17 protein-coding genes are annotated in these 19,023 nt (G+C 59.6%); 8 read left to right on the top strand and 9 right to left on the bottom strand.

Annotated elements, in window-relative coordinates:
* Positions 1-89: 89 nt before the first annotated feature.
* The 6 genes from N018_RS02650 to N018_RS02625 form a co-directional block, all read right to left on the bottom strand.
* The gene (locus N018_RS02650) at positions 90-911 is read right to left on the bottom strand and encodes an ABC transporter permease (RefSeq protein WP_024672805.1); all 822 of its coding nucleotides are present in this window, start codon (positions 909-911) and stop codon (positions 90-92) included.
* Positions 912-922: 11 nt separating this feature from the next.
* Complete coding sequence (locus tag N018_RS02645) at positions 923-2,170, bottom strand: ABC transporter permease (protein ID WP_025388789.1); 1,248 nt, start codon at positions 2,168-2,170, stop codon at positions 923-925.
* A 76-nt stretch (positions 2,171-2,246) separates the two neighbouring features.
* Positions 2,247-3,281, bottom strand: coding sequence for a polyamine ABC transporter substrate-binding protein (locus N018_RS02640; RefSeq protein WP_024645973.1), 1,035 nt, complete (start codon positions 3,279-3,281; stop codon positions 2,247-2,249).
* An 82-nt stretch (positions 3,282-3,363) separates the two neighbouring features.
* On the bottom strand, positions 3,364-4,488 hold the full coding sequence (locus tag N018_RS02635; protein WP_025388788.1) for an ABC transporter ATP-binding protein: 1,125 nt from the start codon (positions 4,486-4,488) through the stop codon (positions 3,364-3,366).
* Positions 4,489-4,866: 378 nt separating this feature from the next.
* Positions 4,867-5,496, bottom strand: a complete 630-nt coding sequence (locus N018_RS02630) for a response regulator (protein ID WP_024644735.1) — start codon at positions 5,494-5,496, stop codon at positions 4,867-4,869.
* Complete coding sequence (locus N018_RS02625; protein ID WP_025388787.1) at positions 5,493-7,541, bottom strand: sensor histidine kinase; 2,049 nt, start codon at positions 7,539-7,541, stop codon at positions 5,493-5,495. The genes N018_RS02630 and N018_RS02625 overlap by 4 nt, the downstream gene beginning before the upstream one ends.
* 78 nt (positions 7,542-7,619) lie before the next feature.
* On the opposite strand from N018_RS02625, the gene N018_RS02620 reads away from it, so the two are divergent.
* A complete protein-coding gene (locus N018_RS02620) occupies positions 7,620-8,633 on the top strand; it encodes an alpha/beta hydrolase family protein (protein ID WP_025388786.1) in 1,014 nt (337 codons plus the stop codon).
* A gap of 27 nt (positions 8,634-8,660) precedes the next feature.
* On the opposite strand, the gene N018_RS02615 is transcribed toward N018_RS02620, so the two are convergent.
* From N018_RS02615 to N018_RS02605, 3 genes are read right to left on the bottom strand one after another with little or no spacing between them, the layout of a single operon-like run.
* Positions 8,661-9,428 carry a TerB family tellurite resistance protein gene (locus N018_RS02615; protein ID WP_025388785.1) on the bottom strand — a complete coding sequence of 256 codons (768 nt, stop codon included), beginning with the start codon at positions 9,426-9,428 and terminating at the stop codon, positions 8,661-8,663.
* Positions 9,429-10,100: an N-acetylmuramate alpha-1-phosphate uridylyltransferase MurU gene (gene murU / locus N018_RS02610; RefSeq protein ID WP_024644731.1), complete on the bottom strand. Its 672-nt coding sequence runs from the start codon at positions 10,098-10,100 to the stop codon at positions 9,429-9,431.
* Positions 10,101-10,151: 51 nt separating this feature from the next.
* Entirely contained in the window at positions 10,152-11,177 is a 1,026-nt protein-coding gene (locus tag N018_RS02605) for an aminoglycoside phosphotransferase family protein (protein WP_025388784.1), read from the bottom strand.
* 129 nt (positions 11,178-11,306) lie between these two features.
* Between N018_RS02605 and N018_RS02600 the strand changes: the two genes are divergently transcribed.
* The 7 genes from N018_RS02600 to glpE all read left to right on the top strand — a co-directional run bounded on the left by N018_RS02600 (position 11,307) and on the right by glpE (position 18,894).
* A complete protein-coding gene (locus N018_RS02600; RefSeq protein ID WP_025388783.1) occupies positions 11,307-14,087 on the top strand; it encodes an LPS-assembly protein LptD in 2,781 nt (926 codons plus the stop codon).
* Entirely contained in the window at positions 14,068-15,390 is a 1,323-nt protein-coding gene (locus tag N018_RS02595; RefSeq protein WP_025388782.1) for a peptidylprolyl isomerase, read from the top strand. The genes N018_RS02600 and N018_RS02595 overlap by 20 nt, the downstream gene beginning before the upstream one ends.
* On the top strand, positions 15,387-16,376 hold the full coding sequence (gene pdxA / locus N018_RS02590; RefSeq protein WP_024644727.1) for a 4-hydroxythreonine-4-phosphate dehydrogenase PdxA: 990 nt from the start codon (positions 15,387-15,389) through the stop codon (positions 16,374-16,376). The genes N018_RS02595 and pdxA overlap by 4 nt, the downstream gene beginning before the upstream one ends.
* On the top strand, positions 16,373-17,179 hold the full coding sequence (gene rsmA / locus N018_RS02585; protein WP_024644726.1) for a 16S rRNA (adenine(1518)-N(6)/adenine(1519)-N(6))-dimethyltransferase RsmA: 807 nt from the start codon (positions 16,373-16,375) through the stop codon (positions 17,177-17,179). Before pdxA ends, rsmA begins: the two co-directional genes overlap by 4 nt.
* Positions 17,180-17,291: 112 nt before the next feature.
* Positions 17,292-17,672, top strand: a complete 381-nt coding sequence (gene apaG, locus N018_RS02580) for a Co2+/Mg2+ efflux protein ApaG (protein ID WP_024644725.1) — start codon at positions 17,292-17,294, stop codon at positions 17,670-17,672.
* Positions 17,672-18,577, top strand: a complete 906-nt coding sequence (locus N018_RS02575; protein ID WP_025388781.1) for a symmetrical bis(5'-nucleosyl)-tetraphosphatase — start codon at positions 17,672-17,674, stop codon at positions 18,575-18,577. Before apaG ends, N018_RS02575 begins: the two co-directional genes overlap by 1 nt.
* On the top strand, positions 18,574-18,894 hold the full coding sequence (glpE, locus tag N018_RS02570) for a thiosulfate sulfurtransferase GlpE (protein ID WP_025388780.1): 321 nt from the start codon (positions 18,574-18,576) through the stop codon (positions 18,892-18,894). The genes N018_RS02575 and glpE overlap by 4 nt, the downstream gene beginning before the upstream one ends.
* Positions 18,895-19,023 lie beyond the last annotated feature (129 nt).

Here is a 19,023-nt window from a genome sequence, read left to right as displayed (position 1 = left end):
GTACGCCAAGCTTCGCATGGAGCGGTAAGCCTCAAGCTGCACGCCAATGGATTCGCCCTGGCTGGCAGCTCGAACCTTGCTGTGTTCGGTTACTGAGCCGTTCGAAGTTTTTCACTGCGTCCGCGTAACCACTCCAACACCAGCAGCAAGACCACCGAGAAGCCGATCAACAGGGTCGCCGCGGCGGCGATGGTCGGGCTGAGGTTTTCGCGGATACCGCTGAACATCTGCCGAGGCAAGGTTGCCTGTTCCGGGCCAGCGAGGAACAGCGTCACGACGACTTCGTCGAACGAGGTCGCGAAGGCGAACAATGCGCCGGAAATAACGCCCGGCGCAATCAACGGCAGGGTCACGCGCCGGAACGCGGTCAGCGGCGAGGCACCCAGGCTCGCAGCGGCGCGCACCAGGTTGTGGTTGAAACCCTGCAAGGTCGCCGACACGGTAATAATCACGAACGGCACGCCCAGCACCGCGTGGACCAGAATCAACGACGTGTAGCTGTTGCCCAGCCCCAGTGGCGCGAAGAACAGGTAGCTGGCAACACCGACGATCACCACCGGCACCACCATCGGCGAAATCACCAGAGCCATGACCAGCGCCTTGCCAGGGAAGTTGCCACGGGTCAGGCCAATCGCTGCCAGCGTGCCGAAGCCCATCGCCAGCAAGGTGGCGGCCGGGGCGACAATCATGCTGTTCTTCAGTGCGCGCATCCACTCGGCGGAGTTGAAGAAGTCCTGATACCACTGCAACGAGAAACCTTGCAGCGGATAGACCAGAAAGCTGCCCGAGTTGAACGACAGCGGCACGATGACCAGCACCGGCAGCACCAGAAACAGCAGCACCAGGGTGCAGAGGATGCGCAGGGCGTAATACCAGATGCGCTCGATCGGCGACGTGTAGGGATTCAACATGATGACGCTCCTCAGCTCAGACGCAGACGGCTGGCGCCGACCAGCCAGCTATAAATCAGGTACAGCACGATGGTCGCCAACAGCAGCAGCCCGCCGAGCGCGGTTGCCATGCCCCAGTTGATGCTGGTGTTGGTGTAGAACGCGACGAAATAGCTGACCATCTGATCGTTCGGGCTGCCCAGCAAGGCTGGGGTGATGTAGTAGCCGATAGACAAAATGAATACCAACAGGCAGCCAGCACCGATCCCGGCGTAAGTCTGCGGAAAGTACACCCGCCAGAAACTGGCAAACGGATGACAGCCCAGCGAAATCGCAGCGCGCATGTAGGTCGGGGAGATGTTCTTCATGACGCTGTAGATCGGCAGAATCATGAACGGCAACATGATGTGCACCATCGAGATGTACACCCCGACCCGGTTGAAAACCAGCTCCAACGGTTTGTCGATAATGCCCATCGCCAGCAGCGCGCTGTTGATCAGACCGCTCGACTGCAACAGCACGATCCAGGCAGCAACACGCACCAGAATCGACGTCCAGAACGGCAGCAGTACCAGAATCATCAACAGGTTGCTCTGCCGTGCAGGCAGGTTGGCCAACAGGTAGGCCAGCGGATACGCCAGCACCAGGCAGATGGCGGTGATCACCAGCCCCATCCAGAAGGTACGGGCGAAGATGTCCAGATAGATCGCCTGATCCGGGGTCGCGGGGGCCACTTCACCGAGGTCGTCAATACGGTGGTCAACGGCTGCCAGCAGGTAATACGGCGTGACGCTGCTGGTATTGCGGCGCACCGCCTGCCAATAGGCAGGGTCGCCCCAACGCTCATCCAGCGCTTCAAGTGCTTCCTTATAGGAGGCCGGTTCGGTCTTGAACGGCAGCGCGCGAGCGGTTTTGCTCAGCAGGCTGCGGTAGCCGGCCAGCTCGATGTTCAGCCGCTTGGACAGATCGCCCAGTGTGGAATTCTTGCGCGTTTCAGCAAGGTCCAGGCTCATTGCCTTGTAGACCGACTCGGGCGGCAGCCCTTTACCGTCCCATTTCTGTACTTCGACCACGGTGGTCGGCAGCGCAGTCACGACTTCGGGGTTGCCGACGCTCTTGTAAAGCAGCGCAGCGATGGGCACCAGAAACACCAACAACAGGAAAATCACCAACGGCGCGATCAGTGCCTGAGCCTTCCAGCGGTTAACCCGCTCGGCGCGAGCGAGACGTTGCTTCAAGGTGAGGCTGGCGCCTTCAGTCAAGGGCACGGCGATGGCCATAGCGAACTCCGGAATCTTTCAACAAGGGGGCGCTCCCTGCCTCAGGGAGCGCCCGGATCTGACTCAACGCAAACGATTACTTGGCAGCCCAGGCAGTGAAACGCTGCTCCAGCGATTCGCCGTTGTCGGTCCAGAACGCTACATCCATCTGCACCTGATCCTTGATGTTTTCAGGTGTGGTCGGCATGTTCTGCAAGGTTTCCTTGTCCAGCAGCTTGACCGCTTGGGTGTTGGCCGGGCCGTAGGCGATGTTCTGCGAGTAGGTCTTCTGCTGCTCGGGGCTCAGCATGAAGGCGATGAACTTCTTCGCGGCATCGGCGTTTTTCGAACCCTTTGGAATCGCCCAGGCGTCGAAGTCATACACGCCGCCGGTCCAGACCACCTTGAGGTTGCTTTCTTTCTGCACGGCAGCGATACGGCCGTTATAGGCGGAGCTCATCACCACGTCGCCGGAAGCGAGGTACTGCGGCGGCTGTGCGCCTGCTTCCCACCATTGGATGTTTGGCTTGAGTTCATCGAGTTTCTTGAACGCGCGGTCCTGACCGTCTTTGCTGGCCAGTACCTTGTAGACGTCTTTCGGCGCTACGCCGTCGGCCATCAAGGCGAATTCCAGGGTGTACTTGGCACCTTTGCGCAGGCCGCGCTTGCCAGGGAATTTTTTGGTGTCCCAGAAATCGGCCCAGCCAGCCGGCGCGGTGCTGACCTTGTCAGCGTTATAGGCCAGCACAGTGGACCAGACGAAGAAGCCTGCGCCACAGGTGCTGATAGCGCCAGGCACGTAGTCGGCGGCATTGCCCAGCAGTTTCGGATCAAGCTCTTCGAACATGTCTTCGTCGCAGCCACGCGCCAGCTCCGGCGATTCGACTTCTACCAGGTCCCAGGAAACGCTCTTGGTATCGACCATGGTTTTGACCTTGGCCATCTCACCGTTGTACTCACCGGCGATGATCTTGCCGTTGCCAGCCTTTTCCCACGGTGCGTAAAACGCTTTTTCCTGGGCAGCCTTGTTGGCGCCGCCGAACGATATGACGGTCAGATCAGTCGCGGCCATGGCTTGCGCCGCGCACATCAGGCCCAACGTGATAGCGGTGAACTTCAAGGATTTCAACATGTGTTCTTTTCTCCACGAGCAGTGTTGGTAAGCGATTGGGATGGGCGATCGGTTCGCCTCTGTTATTGCTTTTATCGGTAGATCAATGCACTTCCTGCAAGGGGTCGAGCGCGCGAACGTGCTCGACTTGCCAGCCGATCGGCACCACGTCACCCACGCTCAGTGACGGGTCCAGTTCGGCAATCGGCTGTTTAACGAAGAAATCGGTTTTGCCGGCGACTTCCAGACGCACGCGAACGTGGTCGCCCAGGTAGATGAACTCGGCCACACGACCGGAGAAACGATTGGCACAACTCTCGCTGCGGCCATTGAGGTTGATACGCTCAGGGCGAATGGACAGGGTGACCGGGCCGCCCAACTGGCCGACATTGATGGCCAACGCATGCACCTTCTCGCCGCGTTCCAGCTCGACGACACAACGATCACCGTCCTGGCTGACCAGACGCCCGTTGAGACGGTTGTTTTCACCGATGAAGTTGGCGACGAAGGTGTTCTTCGGCTCTTCGTACAGACTGCGCGGCGGCGCGATCTGCTGGATTTCGCCCTGATGGAACACAGCAACCCGGTCCGACATGGTCAGGGCTTCACCCTGATCGTGGGTCACATAGACCACGGTCACACCGAGGCGCTGGTGCAGATGCTTGATCTCCATCTGCATGTGCTCGCGCAGTTGCTTGTCGAGTGCGCCAAGCGGCTCGTCCATCAGCACCAGTTGCGGTTCGAACACCAGCGCCCGAGCCAGGGCCACGCGCTGCTGCTGACCACCGGACAACTGTGCCGGATAGCGATGCGCGAAGCTGTCGAGCTGGACCATACCCAACGCCTTTTTGACCTTTTCGCCGACGTCGGTCTTGCTCATGCCGCGTACCGTCAGCGGGAATGCGAGGTTCTCGGCGACCGTCATGTGCGGAAACAATGCGTAGTTCTGGAACACCATGCCAATATCGCGTTTGTGCGGCGGCACGTTGTTGATGGCGCGGCCACCGAGGAGGATTTTGCCTGCTGTCGGCGTTTCGAAACCGGCCAGCATCATCAGACTGGTGGTCTTGCCGGAGCCGGAAGGCCCGAGCAGGGTCAGGAACTCGCCTTTGCGAATGTCCAGGTTGAGGTCTTTGACGATCAGAGCTTCGCCGTCGTAGCTCTTCTGCACACCACGAAAGCTGACCAGAACATCACTCGCTCCAGCGCTTGTATCGACGTCGCTCATTACCCACACCTTTGTTTTGTCTGCGTGGGCTCAAGACTAGAGCAGCCCGAATGCCCCGCAAATCGGGGGCCGGGAGAGAATTGCCTAGGCCAGATGGAAGGCAGAGGGTAGGGATTGCCCTACAGCGATGGCGCGATTGGATATGTCGGCCAGCAGCTCTCTTTCTCTGACCTGAGAACAGATGCTGTACCGCCCTGCATCGCAAAGGGACGCGGAGCGTCCTGAACGGCATGCCCACGCGGAGCATGGGCACTAGCGTATTCTTCAGCACGCCTCTCGTTCCGCACGCTCCAGCGTGGGAATGCAGGTCGCGAAGCCCTGCGTCGCAAGGGTCGTGAAGGGTTGGTACGAGGGTCAGCCGGATTGTCGTTTTCAGACTCAGACCAGCTTGTGTTCCATCGCATATTTGACCAGGTCGGCCAGGGAGTTGAGTTTCATTTTCTGCATTAGCCGGGCTTTGTGGGTGCTGATGGTCTTGCTGCTCAGGGCCAGTTGCTGGGCGATATCGTTGACGTTGGCGCCTTGGGCCAGCCGTTCGAATACCGAGAACTCGCGCTCCGATAACAACGAATGCAAAGGACGGTTATCGGTGAGGCCGACCTCGAACACCATCCGATCGGCCAGATCAGGGTCGATATAACGTCCGCCTGCTGCCACACGCCGAATGGCCGTCAACAGCAACGCCGGGTCGCTGTCCTTGGTGGCATAACCCGCCGCGCCGACTTTCAGCGCGCGCGCCGCCATCTGCGCCTCGTTGTGCATCGACAACACCAGAATCGCAGGGGGATGGGGCAGCGCACGAATACGCGGGATGGCTTCAAGGCCGTTGACGCCGGGCATGGAGATATCCAGCAATACCACTTCACACGCAACATTGCGCAAGGTCTCCAGCAGCTGTTCGCCATTGCTGGCTTCGCCGACGACCTGCAGATCCCTGGCCAGCCCAATCAGCTGCTTGATCCCCTCACGCACGATGGCGTGGTCTTCGGCTACCAAAACACGAATCACGGGTGTCGCTCCTGTGCGATGGGGTCCATCGGGATGTAGGCGCGCAAGGTTGTGCCCTCACCGACCTCGCTGTCCAGTTCAAGTCTGCCGCCAAGCATCAGCACCCGCTCGCGCATGCCCACCAGGCCGAACGATACTGCCCTGCCCGACTCGAAGACAAAGCCTTGCCCGTCATCGGCGATGGTCATGCATAAGATGTCGTCTTCCAGCGTCAGGCCGATCTCCACGGTATGCGCCTGAGCATGACGCATGACGTTGGTCAGTGCCTCCTGCAGAATCCGGAACATGCCGGTTGCCTTGGCATCACTGAGCGTCGGCAGGTTGTCCGGCACTTGCACCAGACAGGGAATCTGCGTGCGCGCCTCGAACCGGCGGGCCTGCCATTCGATGGCCGAAGCAATGCCTGCATCGAGAATCGGCGGCCGCAAGGCAGTCGCGACATCGCGTACCAGCTGGAACAACTGCGCGATGAGACGCTTCATGCTGTGCAGACGCTCGCTCAAACCTGGATCAAGATCGGCATAGGCCAGCTCGCACATCGACGTTTCCAGCTTCAATACGGTCAGCATCTGACCCAGCTCGTCATGCACTTCCCGAGCAATACGCGCCTTTTCTTCTTCACGCACGCTTTCCAGGTGCGCCGACAATTCACGCAACTGATCATGGGCGCGTCGCCGTTCGCTGACATCACTGAGGAACACCACCAGATACTCCGCTTCGTGAAAACGCAGGAAACTCAAGGACACATCGGTGGGCAGAAAACTGCCGTCGGCGCGCAGGCAGTGAGTCTCGAACACTTGCGGGCTGTCTTCGCTGGAACGGGCGTTTTTCCACAGGCTGAGCCAGCGATCCATGTGCAGACCGGGTTCGAAATCGATCAGCGGGCGCTCGACTACCTGTCCCGGCGCATAGCCCAGCATCGTCTCCGCCGCGCGATTGGCGTAACGCACGCGACTCTCCCAATTGACCCACAGAATGCCGACGGTACTTTGATCGATGGAAAACTGCGCCAGCCGCAACGCCTCTTCACTCTCGACCCGACGGGCAAGGTTATCGCGCGCGGTCAGTAACTCTTTTTCCAGCGCCTGTTGCTGACGACGCTGCCAGACCACAATCGCAAAGCAGGCCAGCAGCATGACCAGCAACAGAATGCACAGGTTCTTCCAGAGGCTGGTGGATTCGCTGAAATGCGCAGGGTTCAACGGCATCCAGCGGGCGTGCAACTGTTCCAGCTCCCTCGCCGGAACCGCTTTTAAAGCTTCACTGACAATTGCGGCCAGTTCCGGCACATCGCGGCGTGACGCTACCCGCAGCAGTTGCGGAAAACCGATGTCGCCAACCACTGCAAGCCCGGCGAACTCAGGCTCACGCAGCAGGCGACTCAATTGCGCTTCATCGACCACGGCATAGCGCGCTTGCTGACTGAGCAGCAATTGCAGCGCCTGGCGCTCCAGCGGCACGCCTTGCAGGTTCAGGTGCGGAAAATTGCTGCGCAGATAATCGGCGGTCGGGCCAGGCATACGCACCGCGACTCTGGACAGGCTGTCGAGTTTTTCCAGATCCACCACCGTGCTGCCGTCACGTTCGCCGATCAACAGTTGCGACACCCGCAGGTACGGATCGGAAAACAGCCACAGGCGCAGGCCTGCCGGGGTTTGCATCAAACCCGGCGCAACGTCTATTTCGCCGTTGAGCAACGCCCGTTCCAGCGCGGCCTGATCAGCAAAGTTTCGCCACAACAATTCAACGGGCAGCGTCCGCGCCAAGGCGTTCATCAGGTCGACATTCGCCCCGGACAATTGCTGCAGGCGCTGATCAAACTGGGCGTAGGGCGCACGCAGTACCAGGCCGATCCGCAACGGGCCATGCGTCTTGAGCCAGTCGAGCTGCGCCGCGTTCAGTTGCGCAGTCGCAAGCGCTCCAGACTCGTCGGCCTGTGTATTCGCCATCTGGACCATCAAGAGCAAAGCCAGGCAGCCGATAAAACCGGTGCGCAGAAGACGAATGATCAACGTGTCGTTCTCATGTGTGCGTATGACGGTCATGTGCCGCTAACGCTCAGGACTGACAAAAGCCGATCAACCCATTAGGCTGCCGGGATAGTTTCTGGCTTGGAATATCCGATGTCCTACACCGTTCGTGCAATGTTTCCTGCATTGTTTTTGTCATTGATGCTGCCTTGCGCACTGCCTGCGATGGCCGCTGACCCGGCCCCTGGCAAGGACGCGGCTGCGGAGGCGCCGGTGGAACGCGCGCCGTTGCTCAGCCGTTCGCAAGAGGACTCGATCGCTCTGGAGCGCCAGTTACCGCCTCAGGACCAGCAGCAACTGCAAGCCGGAGACGAAAGCTTTCTGGCGCTCTGGAAGCCAGCGAACAGTGACGCGCCACAGGGCGCAGTCATCATTTTGCCGGGCGACGCAGAGTCGCCGGACTGGCCGGATACGGTCGGGCCATTGCGCCGAAAATTCCCGGATGTGGGCTGGTCAAGCCTGAGCATAACCCTGCCGGACTCCGAGGACGACACGCTGGCCGCACGCGAGCCCGATGCCGCTACAGAAGGCAGTGTCGGCAAAGACAAAGCAGCTGAAAAACCTGCCAGCCCAGCAAAAGATGCGCCGAAAGACGCCACGGCAAAGACGTCGGACCCAGCGGCGGAAGCAGAAGCGCTGGCCAGCGCTGCAACGGCAAAAGCGGCTGCCGACGAAGAGCGTAACAAGGCTCGTGCCGAACGCATCTTCGCGAGAATCGAAGCCGCGATCAGCTTCGCCCAGCAGAACAAGGCACGCAGCGTGATACTGCTCGGGCACAGCAGCGGAGCCTACTGGGCAACACGGTTCCTCAGCGAACGCCCGTCCCCAACCGTGCAAAAGCTGGTGATGGTGGCGGCACGCGAACCGGTCAACGCCACCCCGTCATTGCTTGACATGATACCGACGCTGAAAATCAAGACCGCTGATTTCATTTACAAGAACCCGGCGGACCTGGCCGCAAAAGCACGGTTGCAGGCCAGCAAGCGCACCAAAGGCCCGGGCTTTACCCAGATCGCCCTGATCAATATCGTCGGCAACGAAGACACTGAGCAAGAGCAGCTGTTTCGGCGGATTCGCGGCTGGATAGAACCCAAGGAAGACAAGTAGGCACCCGGCACCAAGCCCCGTGCAGCGTCAGGTAAACCCGCGCCGGGCCTTGATCACTCGATAGGCGTTATGCAACTCGCTGGTTTTCTCGGTTGCTATCCGCACCTGCTGCGCGTTGGCGCCCGAACCGGCAATCTTGTCCGGGTGATGACGACTGAGCAGGCGCCGATAAGCCCGCTTGACGCTCAGAGGATCAGTGTCCGGCTTGACACCGAGCAGGCTCATCGCGCCCCTGTAATCGTCGCCAACGCTGATCGGGGAACGCTTCATCGGATCGTATTCGGCGGCCAGCGCCTCGACCTGCTGCTGGGACCAGCCCAGCCACATGCCCCAGACACCGATCAGCTCGCGCTCGACACGTGAGGCCTTGCCATCGGCCCAGGCCATGCGCCAGCAGGCACGCAACAGGTCTTCGCCCATGTCCGGCTGACGCTGCAAACCGCGCAGGTAACTACGCAGCCCGTCAGTCCCGTCCCGGCCGCGTTTGAATGCATTGATTGCGCGCAGCTGTTCGGCTTCGTTGAGGTTCAGGCGGCGCATTTCGGTCCGGGCCTGATGAATGTGACTGGCCACAACCCGCCCTTCACTCTTGGCAAGTCGCCCCAACAGCACAAACAGCAGCCCGTCCTGAGCAATCGCCGCACGTCCTCCAAGGCGCTCGCGCACCTGCGCCCAGCTTTGCAGTTTCAATCGCCGGTCCACTGCCTGCCCCAACAATGCACCGAGCATGGTGCCCGGAATGCTGGCGATGGCATAACCAATACCTGCGCCGATCAGTGTGCCGGGCCACAGCATTCAGCGTGTCTCCGCAAGCAATTGCTCGACTTCTGCAAGACGCTCATGAGTGCCGACATCCACCCAGCGCCCTTGATAATGCTCGCCCGTCACCAGTCCCTGCTGCATTGCTTCGCGCAGTAACGGCGCCAGCTTGAACGCACCCGGCTCGCACTCCGCAAACAGGCGCGGATGCAGGATGGCGATACCGCTGTAGGTCAGGCGAGGTCCTGCCGAATCGTCGTCACGCACCTGACCGTCGATCAACGAGAAATCGCCAGTCGGATGGTGTGCCGGGTTGTCGACCAACACCAGATGCGCCAGCCCGGAGAGCGGCACGCGCAGGGCACTGAAATCGTAGTCCGTCCAGATATCGCCGTTGATCACCAGAAAAGGCTCGAGCCCCAGCAGCGGCAACGCCCGTTGAATACCACCGCCGGTCTCCAGCGGCTGGCCTTCAGGGGAGTAGCGGATGCTCAGATCGAAACGCTGGCCGTCCCCCAGATGATCTTCTATCTGTTGCCCCAGCCAGGCGTGATTGATCACCAACTGGTGAAACCCGGCAGCACGCAACGCGTTCAGGTGGTACTCGATCAACGGCACATCGCCAACACGCACCAGCGGCTTGGGCGTATGCAGGGTCAGCGGGCGCATTCGTTCGCCTTTTCCGGCGGCGAGAATCATCGCTTTCATGCAATCCTCTTCAACACAGTCAATATTGTTCCTGAGTGGCCATCTGCGCGCTCAGGCAGGGAGCTCTGCGGAGTGCTGCAGGCTGGTGAGCAATTGCCCCAACTGAGCCAGCTCGGGACGTCGCGACAAGACCGCTTCTATATAAGCGAAGAAGCGCGGCACATCGTCCAGATAACGCGGTTTGCCATCGCGGTGGCAGATACGCGCGAAAATCCCGATGACCTTCAGATGTCGCTGTACACCCATCAGCTCACTGCCGCGTTCAAACGCTGCAAAATCGTCCTGCACAGGAATGCCGATGGCACGCGCCTGAACCCAGTATGTCTTGAGCCAGCCGCTGACCCGCTCTTGCGGCCAGCTCAGGAAAGCGTCCTTGAACAGACAGGTTACGTCGTAGGTGACCGGGCCGTACACCGCATCCTGGAAGTCCAGCACACCCGGATTCGGCTCGCTGATCATCAGGTTGCGGGGCATATAGTCGCGATGCACCAGTACTTTGGGCTGAGCAAGAGCGCTGTTGATCAGCAGCTCGCTAACCTGCTGCCAGTCGGCCTGTTGCGCTTCGTCCATTTCGATACCCAGATGGTGCTTCACGTACCACTCGGGGAACAACTCCAGCTCGCGACGCAGCAAAGCCGTGTCGTAGCTGGGCAGCGGCGCGTCCATCGGCAATTGCTGATAGGCCAGCAGCGCCTGGATCGCGTCGGTGAACAGTGCATCGGCGTTATCGGCGTCGATCACATCCAGATAGGTCTGGCAGCCCAGGTCATTGAGCAGCAAAAAGCCTTGTGTCAGATCTTCGGCATAAATTTTCGGAACATTAACGCCCGACTTTTCCAGTAAATGAGCGATATCCACGAACGGTTTGCAGTTTTCCTGCGGTGGAGGGGCGTCCATGACAATAAAAGTTCGACCGGCGCCCTCCCAGCGAAAATAACGACGGAAACTTGCATCACTGCTGGCCGCAGTCAACGTGGCCGGGGGCACGGCGCCCCAATTCTGCGCTGCAAACAACGCTGGCAGCTGCTTATCGAGCCAAACTTTCAAGGATTGAAGGCGTATATCTTGATCTGACATTACAAGGGTCTCCGACGGCGCTAGCCGTCAAGCGGGTCATGCTTTATTATCCGGAATCTTTTTCAGCCCATCGAGAGGCGTGCGGCCCCCCCGCGGGCAGATGGCGCGCAGGAAGCCCGGACTAATAAGATGGCATTGAAATCCCCCGCGTTTCGTAAAAAATTTCCGTTGCTCGTAACCGGCAGTCTGCTGGCGATGCAACCTCTGGCCACTCAGTTCGTGGTCGCCGCGGAACAGTATGACTGCTCAGTCTCTGCTTCGGGTGCCTGGAACTGTGCGCCGAAATCCAATACCGCTGCTGTAGACCTGCCTCCGCGCCCCGTGCATGACACGGCGTCGGTCAGTTCCAACGGTACGGTCTCATCGGAGAGTACCTCTTCGAGTGGGCAGGCTGCGGGCACGCAACTGGTCACCGAAGCCAAGGGCAAAGGTCTGAAGTCGCGTAGTGCTGACTACAGCCACCTCGATTGGGTTCCTCGCGAAAAGCTTACCGCAGCACAACTGGCCGAAACCGGCCCGTATTGCTCGGGTGCTTACGTCGAGCCTGTTCGCCCGGGCATGGACGACAAGACCAAGATGAGCGAAGCGCCGATGTTCGTGGGAGCCAAGGCTTCACGATACGAACAGGAAGCGCAGGTCGCGACACTCGCTGGTGACGTCGTCATGCGTCAGGGCAGCATGCAGGTAGAGGCCCAGGAGGCCGCTCTGCATCAGGCCGAGAACCGTGGCGAGCTGAACGGCAATGTCCGTTTGCGCGACAACGGTGCGCTGATCGTCGGTGACAAGGCAGAGTTGCAGCTCGATACCGGCGAAGCCCGTGTCGACAACGCCGAGTACGTCCTGCACAAGTCGAATGTTCGCGGTAACGCCCTGTACGCCAAGCGTGCAGAGAACGCGATCATCCGTCTCAAGGACGGCACGTACACCACGTGCGAACCGAACAGCAACGCCTGGACACTCAAGGGCAACAACATCACGCTGAACCCGGCCACCGGCTTTGGTACAGCGACCAACGTTACCCTGCGGGTCAAGGACATACCGGTACTCTACACGCCGTATATCTACTTCCCGATCGACGACCGTCGTCAATCCGGCTTTCTGCCGCCGACCATTTCGGCAGGCGGTGATAACGGCTTCACGCTGGTAACGCCTTACTACTTCAACCTGGCACCGAATTACGACGCCACGTTGTACCCGCGCTACATGGCAGACCGCGGTCTGTTGATGGAAGGCGAGTTCCGTTACCTGACCAAGAGCAGCGAAGGTCAGTTCGGTGGCGCGTACCTGAACGACGAAAACGACGATCGCAGGCTCCAGTCGGACTACGACAAGACCCGCTGGATGATCAACTGGCAGCACAAGGGCGGGCTTGATTCGCGCTGGCTGACACAGGTTGATTACACCGACATCAGCGATCCGTACTATTTCCAGGACCTTGAAACCGACCAGATCGGCGTCAAGAGAACCGACTACATCAATCAGCAGGGCTCCCTGACCTACCGTGGAGACAGCTACTCGGCCGTACTCAACGCTCAGGCCTACAAGCTGGCGACGGTTGCCAACGTCACGCCGTACAACCGCCTGCCTCAGCTAACGGTCAACGGCACACTGCCTTATAGCCCGGGCGGCCTGAAGTTCGATTATCAGACCGAGGCTGTTCGTTTTGAACGTGATCTGCGCAGTGGCGCATTCATCGACGAAAATGGTAATTCGGAAACCCGCCTGGACAACAACATCGCAGGTCTGGCCCGAGCCAATGGCGACCGCCTGAACCTGGCGCCAGCTGTTAGCCTGCCGATGAACTGGTCCTACGGCTTCCTGACGCCGAAGCTCAAGTACGTCTACACGCAGTACGCGCTGGATCTCGACAGCCAAGGCAAGAACTCGCTTCTGGCTGGCGAAGAGTACAACAGCAGCCAGAGCCGCAGCGTGCCGATCTTCAGCGTCGACAGCGGCCTGTATTTTGACCGCAACACCAACTGGTTCGGCAAGGATTACCGCCAGACCCTGGAACCGCGCCTGTTCTATCTCTATGTTCCCGAGAAAGACCAGACCGACATTCCGGTGTTCGACACCAGCGAAAGCACGTTCAACTATGCCTCGCTGTTCCGTGATAACCGCTTCACCGGTTCCGATCGCATCGGCGACGAGAACAAGTTGTCGCTGGGTATCACCAACCGCTGGATCGAAGACAACGGCTTTGAACGTCAGCGCTTCAGCATCGGTCAGGCGCTGTATTTCGAAGACCGCAAGGTGCAACTGCCTGGGGTTTCATTCGCAGATCGCGACGACGCACAGGCACGTGTTTCGCCTTACGCGCTGGAATACGAGTACCGTTTCAACCGCGACTGGCGCTTCAACTCCGACTTCAACTGGGATCCGGACAGCAAGAGCACCCGTTCGGGCAGCGCGATGTTCCATTACCAGCCTGAAGCCGAACCCAACAAGGTCGTCAACCTTGGCTATCGCTATCGCAACGACCAGATTCGTTACGACGAAAGTACTGGCCGCTGGATCGTCGGTGGTGGTGACTACGGGACTCCGGGTTCACCGAACTACGTGAAGGATTACTACAAGATCCAGCAGCACGACTTCTCGGTTATCTGGCCGATCGTGCCGCAGTGGAGCGTGATCAGCCGCTGGCAGTATGACTACAACCGTCAACGCACCCTCGAAGCTTTCGGCGGGTTCGAATACGACAATTGCTGCTGGAAAATGCGTCTGGTCAATCGCTACTGGGTCGACTACGACGAGTTCAGCCAGGCAGCTCCTCAGAACGAGAAAGGCGACCGCGGCATATTCCTACAAATCGTGTTGAAGGGGCTCGGCGGTGTGACTGGCGCCAAGGTAGACAGCTTCCTCGACAAAGGCATCCAAGGTTATCGTGAACGTGAAGACCAAGCTTTCTGATTGTCTGCGCCCGCTGATGCTGGGCGCGTTACTGCTGAGCGGTGCTGTGCATGCAGCGGTTCAACCTCTGGACAGTGTTGTGGCCATCGTCGATAACGACGTGATCATGAAAAGCCAGATGGACCAGCGTGTTCGTGAAGTTCAGCAAACCATTGCCAAGCGCGGCTCTGCCGTACCGCCAGCCGAAGATCTGCAAAAGCAGGTTCTGGATCGTCTGATTCTGGAAAACCTGCAATTGCAGATGGGCGAGCGGGCCGGCATTCGGGTCAGCGATGAAGAACTGAACCAGGCGATTGGCACCATTGCCCAGCGTAACAACATGAGCGTGGACCAGTTCCGCGCCGCGTTGGCGCACGACGGTCTGTCTTACGAGGATGCACGCGAGCAGGTTCGCCGGGAAATGATCATCAGCCGGGTGCGTCAGCGCCGGGTGGCTGAGCGCATCCAGGTCTCCGAACAGGAAGTGAAGAACTTCCTCGCCTCCGATCAGGGCAAGGCTCAGCTGTCTGAAGAGTTTCACCTGGCCAACATCCTGATCGCAGTACCGGACAGCGCCTCCTCGGACGCCATCAAGGCCGCTGAAAAAAAGGCCAAGAGCATTTATGAACAGCTGAAGCAGGGCGCGGACTTCGCCAAACTGGCAACCACCGACTCCTCCAGCGAAAATGCACTGGAAGGTGGCGACATGGGCTGGCGCAAGGCAGCTCAACTGCCACCGCCTTTCGGTGACATGTTCAGCTCGATGCCTGTTGGCGGCGTGACGCCTCCAGCGCGGACGCCAGGCGGAATCATTATCCTCAAACTGCTCGAAAAGCGCGGCGGTCAGGGTCAGGCACAGATGCGTGATGAAGTGCATGTGCGTCATATCCTGATCAAGCCAAGCGAAATCCGTAGCGAGGAAGCGACCAAGCTTCTGGCAGAGAAAATCTACGAGCGCATCCAGAATGGCGAAGACTTCGCTACGCTGGCCAAAAGCTTCTCGGAAGATCCGGGCTCGGCGCTTAACGGCGGCGACCTGAACTGGGTAGACCCCAACTCTCTGGTTCCCGAGTTCCGTGCCGTCATGAACGATACGCCGCAAGACGTAGTGTCCAAACCGTTCAAGACCGCCTACGGCTGGCACGTCCTGGAAGTTCTTGGCCGTCGTGCCAAAGATGCAACAGGTCAGGCTCGTGAGCAGCAAGCACTGAGCGTATTGCGTAACCGCAAGTACGACGAAGAGCTGCAAACCTGGTTGCGTCAGATCCGTGACGAAGCCTACGTTGAAATCAAACTCCCTGGCGCGACCCAGGCTGCACAGTGAAACCCAAGCGTTTCGCACTGACACCCGGCGAGCCGGCCGGCATAGGCCCTGACCTTTGCCTGCTGCTCGCCACGCAGCCTCAGCCCTACCCCCTGATTGCCATCACCAGCCGTAGCCTGCTTCTTGAGCGGGCTGCGCAACTGGGCGTTGCCGTCGATCTGCTGGATGTCACCCCCGACGCTTTCCCGGATCTGCCAGCGCCTGCCGGCAGTCTTTACGTTTGGGATACGCCTCTGGCAGCCCCGGTCGTAACCGGCGTGCTGAACAAGGCTAACGCCGCCTTCGTGCTACAGACCCTGACTCGCGCCGGGCAAGGCTGCCTCGACGGGCTGTTCAGCGGCATGATTACCGCTCCGGTACACAAGGGTGTGATCAACGACGGCGGCATCGCCTTTTCCGGACACACCGAGTTTCTTGCCGAACTGACCCACACCGAACAGGTGGTGATGATGCTGGCAACCGGCGACCTGCGTGTGGCACTGGTGACCACTCACCTGCCCTTGCGTGACGTGGCCGATGCCATTACGCCTGACCGGCTGGAGCGCGTGACACGCATTCTGCACGCCGATCTGGTCAGCAAGTTCGGTATCGCCCAGCCGCGTATTCTGGTCTGCGGCCTTAACCCTCATGCTGGCGAAAGCGGGCATCTGGGCCGAGAAGAAATCGACATCATTGAACCGACTCTGGAGCGTCTGCGCAGCGAAGGCCTGGATTTACGCGGCCCGCTGCCCGCCGACACTCTGTTTACCCCCAAATATCTGGAGCACTGCGATGCGGTGCTGGCGATGTACCACGACCAGGGCCTGCCCGTGCTGAAATACAAAGGTTTCGGCGCAGCCGTCAATGTGACGCTCGGCTTGCCGATTATCCGCACCTCTGTCGATCACGGCACAGCGCTGGATCTGGCCGGTAGCGCGAACATCGACACCGGCAGCCTGCGCGTCGCGCTGCAAACCGCTTACCAGATGGCCGAGACCCATTCATGACCGAGCAATACCAACACCGGGCGCGCAAGCGCTTCGGGCAGAACTTCCTGCACGACGCAGGCGTTATCGACAAGATCCTGCGTGCCATTCGGGCCAAATCCGAAGAGCGGCTGCTGGAAATCGGCCCCGGCCAGGGCGCGCTGACTGAAGGCCTGCTCAACAGCGGCGCCCAACTGGACGTGGTCGAGTTGGATAAGGACCTGATCCCGATCCTGAACAGCCAGTTCGCCAGCAAGCCGAACTTCAGCCTGCATCAAGGCGATGCGCTGAAATTCGATTTCAACAGCCTGGGTGCAGAGCCACACAGTCTGCGCGTGGTCGGCAATCTGCCGTACAACATTTCCACGCCACTGATCTTTCACCTGCTGCAGAACGCCAGCCTGATTCGCGACATGCACTTCATGCTGCAGAAGGAAGTGGTCGAGCGCATGGCTGCAGGGCCTGGTGGGGGTGACTGGGGCCGTTTGTCGATCATGGTTCAGTACCATTGCCGCGTCGAACACCTGTTCAACGTCGGGCCGGGGGCGTTCAACCCGCCGCCTAAAGTGGACTCGGCCATTGTTCGTCTGGTCCCGCACGAAACACTGCCCCATCCGGCCAAGGACCACCGTGTTCTGGAGCGAGTGGTGCGTGAGGCGTTCAACCAGCGTCGCAAGACCTTGCGCAACACGCTCAAATTGCTGCTCAGCAGCGATGAGATCACCGCTTCCGGAGTGGACGGCAGCCTGCGTCCTGAACAACTGGACCTGGCAGCATTCGTGCGCCTGGCCGACACGCTCAGTGAAAAGGTTGTAACCGAGTAAGCTCCGGGACAGGTAAACGGTTATTCAGGCGTACCTTTTCGTCTACTTGTCCTAGACTGTCCTATCTGCCGCACACGCGCGTTTTTTCGCAATGGATTTCAAGGCCTACTGCATGTCCGATTCTCGTTATCAGGTCGACGTCAGCGTCGTCACGCGTTTTCTCGCAGAACAATCGCAGCCCGAGCAGAACCGCTTTGCTTTCGCCTACACCATCACGGTACTCAACAACGGCACACTGCCTGCCAAGCTGCTGTCGCGGCACTGGGTCATCACTGATGGTGACGGCCATGTCGAGGAAGTCCGTGGCGAAGGTGTAGTGGGTCAGCAGCCGCTGATCAAGGTCGGGCAGAGCCATACCTATAGCAGCGGCACGGTCATGACCACGCGGGTTGGCACCATGCAGGGCACTTATCAGATGCTGGCCGAAGACGGCAAACGCTTCGACGCCGTGATCGTGCCGTTCCGCCTTGCGGTTCCGGGTTCGCTGCACTGATGGCGGTTTACGCGGTTGGCGACCTGCAAGGTTGTCTTGATCCCCTGAAATGCCTGCTCGACCACGTCAGTTTCGATCCTTCCCGGGATCGACTGTGGCTGGTGGGCGATCTGGTCAACCGCGGGCCCCAGTCGCTGGAAACCCTGCGTTACCTGTACACCATCCGGGAATCGCTGGTCTGCGTGCTGGGTAACCATGATCTGCACCTGCTCGCGGCCGCTCGCAACGTCGAACGCCTGAAGAAAGGCGATACGCTGCGCGAAATTATCGACGCACCGGATCGCGATGAGTTGCTGGGCTGGCTGCGCCGACAGAAACTCATGCACCACGATGAAAACCGCAACATCGCCATGGTGCATGCCGGCATCCCTCCGCAATGGTCACTGAAAAAAGCCCTCAAGTGCGCCGCCGAAGTTGAGCAGGCGCTTCAGGACGAGCAGCTGTATGGCGCGTTTCTGGATGGCATGTACGGCAATGAACCCGCCAAGTGGGACAGTAACCTGACCGGCGTGACGCGCTTGCGAGTCATCACCAACTACTTCACGCGCATGCGCTTCTGCACCAGCGACGGCAAGCTCGATCTGAAGAGCAAGGAAGGCGTCGGCTCCGCGATGCCTGGTTACGTGCCCTGGTTCAGCCACACGACCCGCAAGACCCGAGACGTAAAGATCATTTTCGGCCACTGGGCGGCACTGGAAGGTCGTTGCGACGAACCCGGAGTCTTTGCGCTCGACAGCGGATGTGTCTGGGGCGGCGCCATGACCCTGCTCAACGTTGATACGCTTGAACGTCATCAGTGCAATTGCGATGCTGTAGGCAATGCCGCGCCCGGGCCAGTCATCATCGGTATGCAGCCCGGTATCGCCGACAGTCAGCAACCTCAGGCTCAGGAGCCCAAGCAATGACCGAATTCAAACGTATCCCGCCTGAACAGGCTCAGGCACTACGCGAACAGGGTGCCGTACTGGTCGATGTTCGTGATGCGCAGGCTTTTCAAAGCAATCACATTCCTGATTCCCGGCATCTGGATAATCACTCGATCGCTGACTTCATCGCCAAGGCCGACCTGGACAAGCCGCTGGTAGTGGTCTGCTACCACGGTAACTCCAGCCAGCAAGCCGCGGCCTATCTGGTGGGTCAGGGTTTCTCTGACGTGTACAGCGTCGACGGTGGTTTCGAACTCTGGCGCACCACTTACCCGGCCGAAACCGCACAAGGCTGATACAAAATATTTTTATGACAGCTGATCCCGCGTTCTACGCGGGCTCGCGCTGCATCTGACGAACGGTCAGCCCCTCTTCTCGCGCATCCCTTCTTTATCTTTCCGAATCCGAACTATCCTAAGCCTCAG

Source organism: Pseudomonas syringae CC1557 (genome assembly GCF_000452705.1).
Lineage (GTDB): Bacteria > Pseudomonadota > Gammaproteobacteria > Pseudomonadales > Pseudomonadaceae > Aquipseudomonas > Aquipseudomonas syringae_F.
The sequence above is the reverse complement of the archived record's forward strand: the minus strand, read 5'-3'. Positions and strand labels throughout refer to the sequence as shown.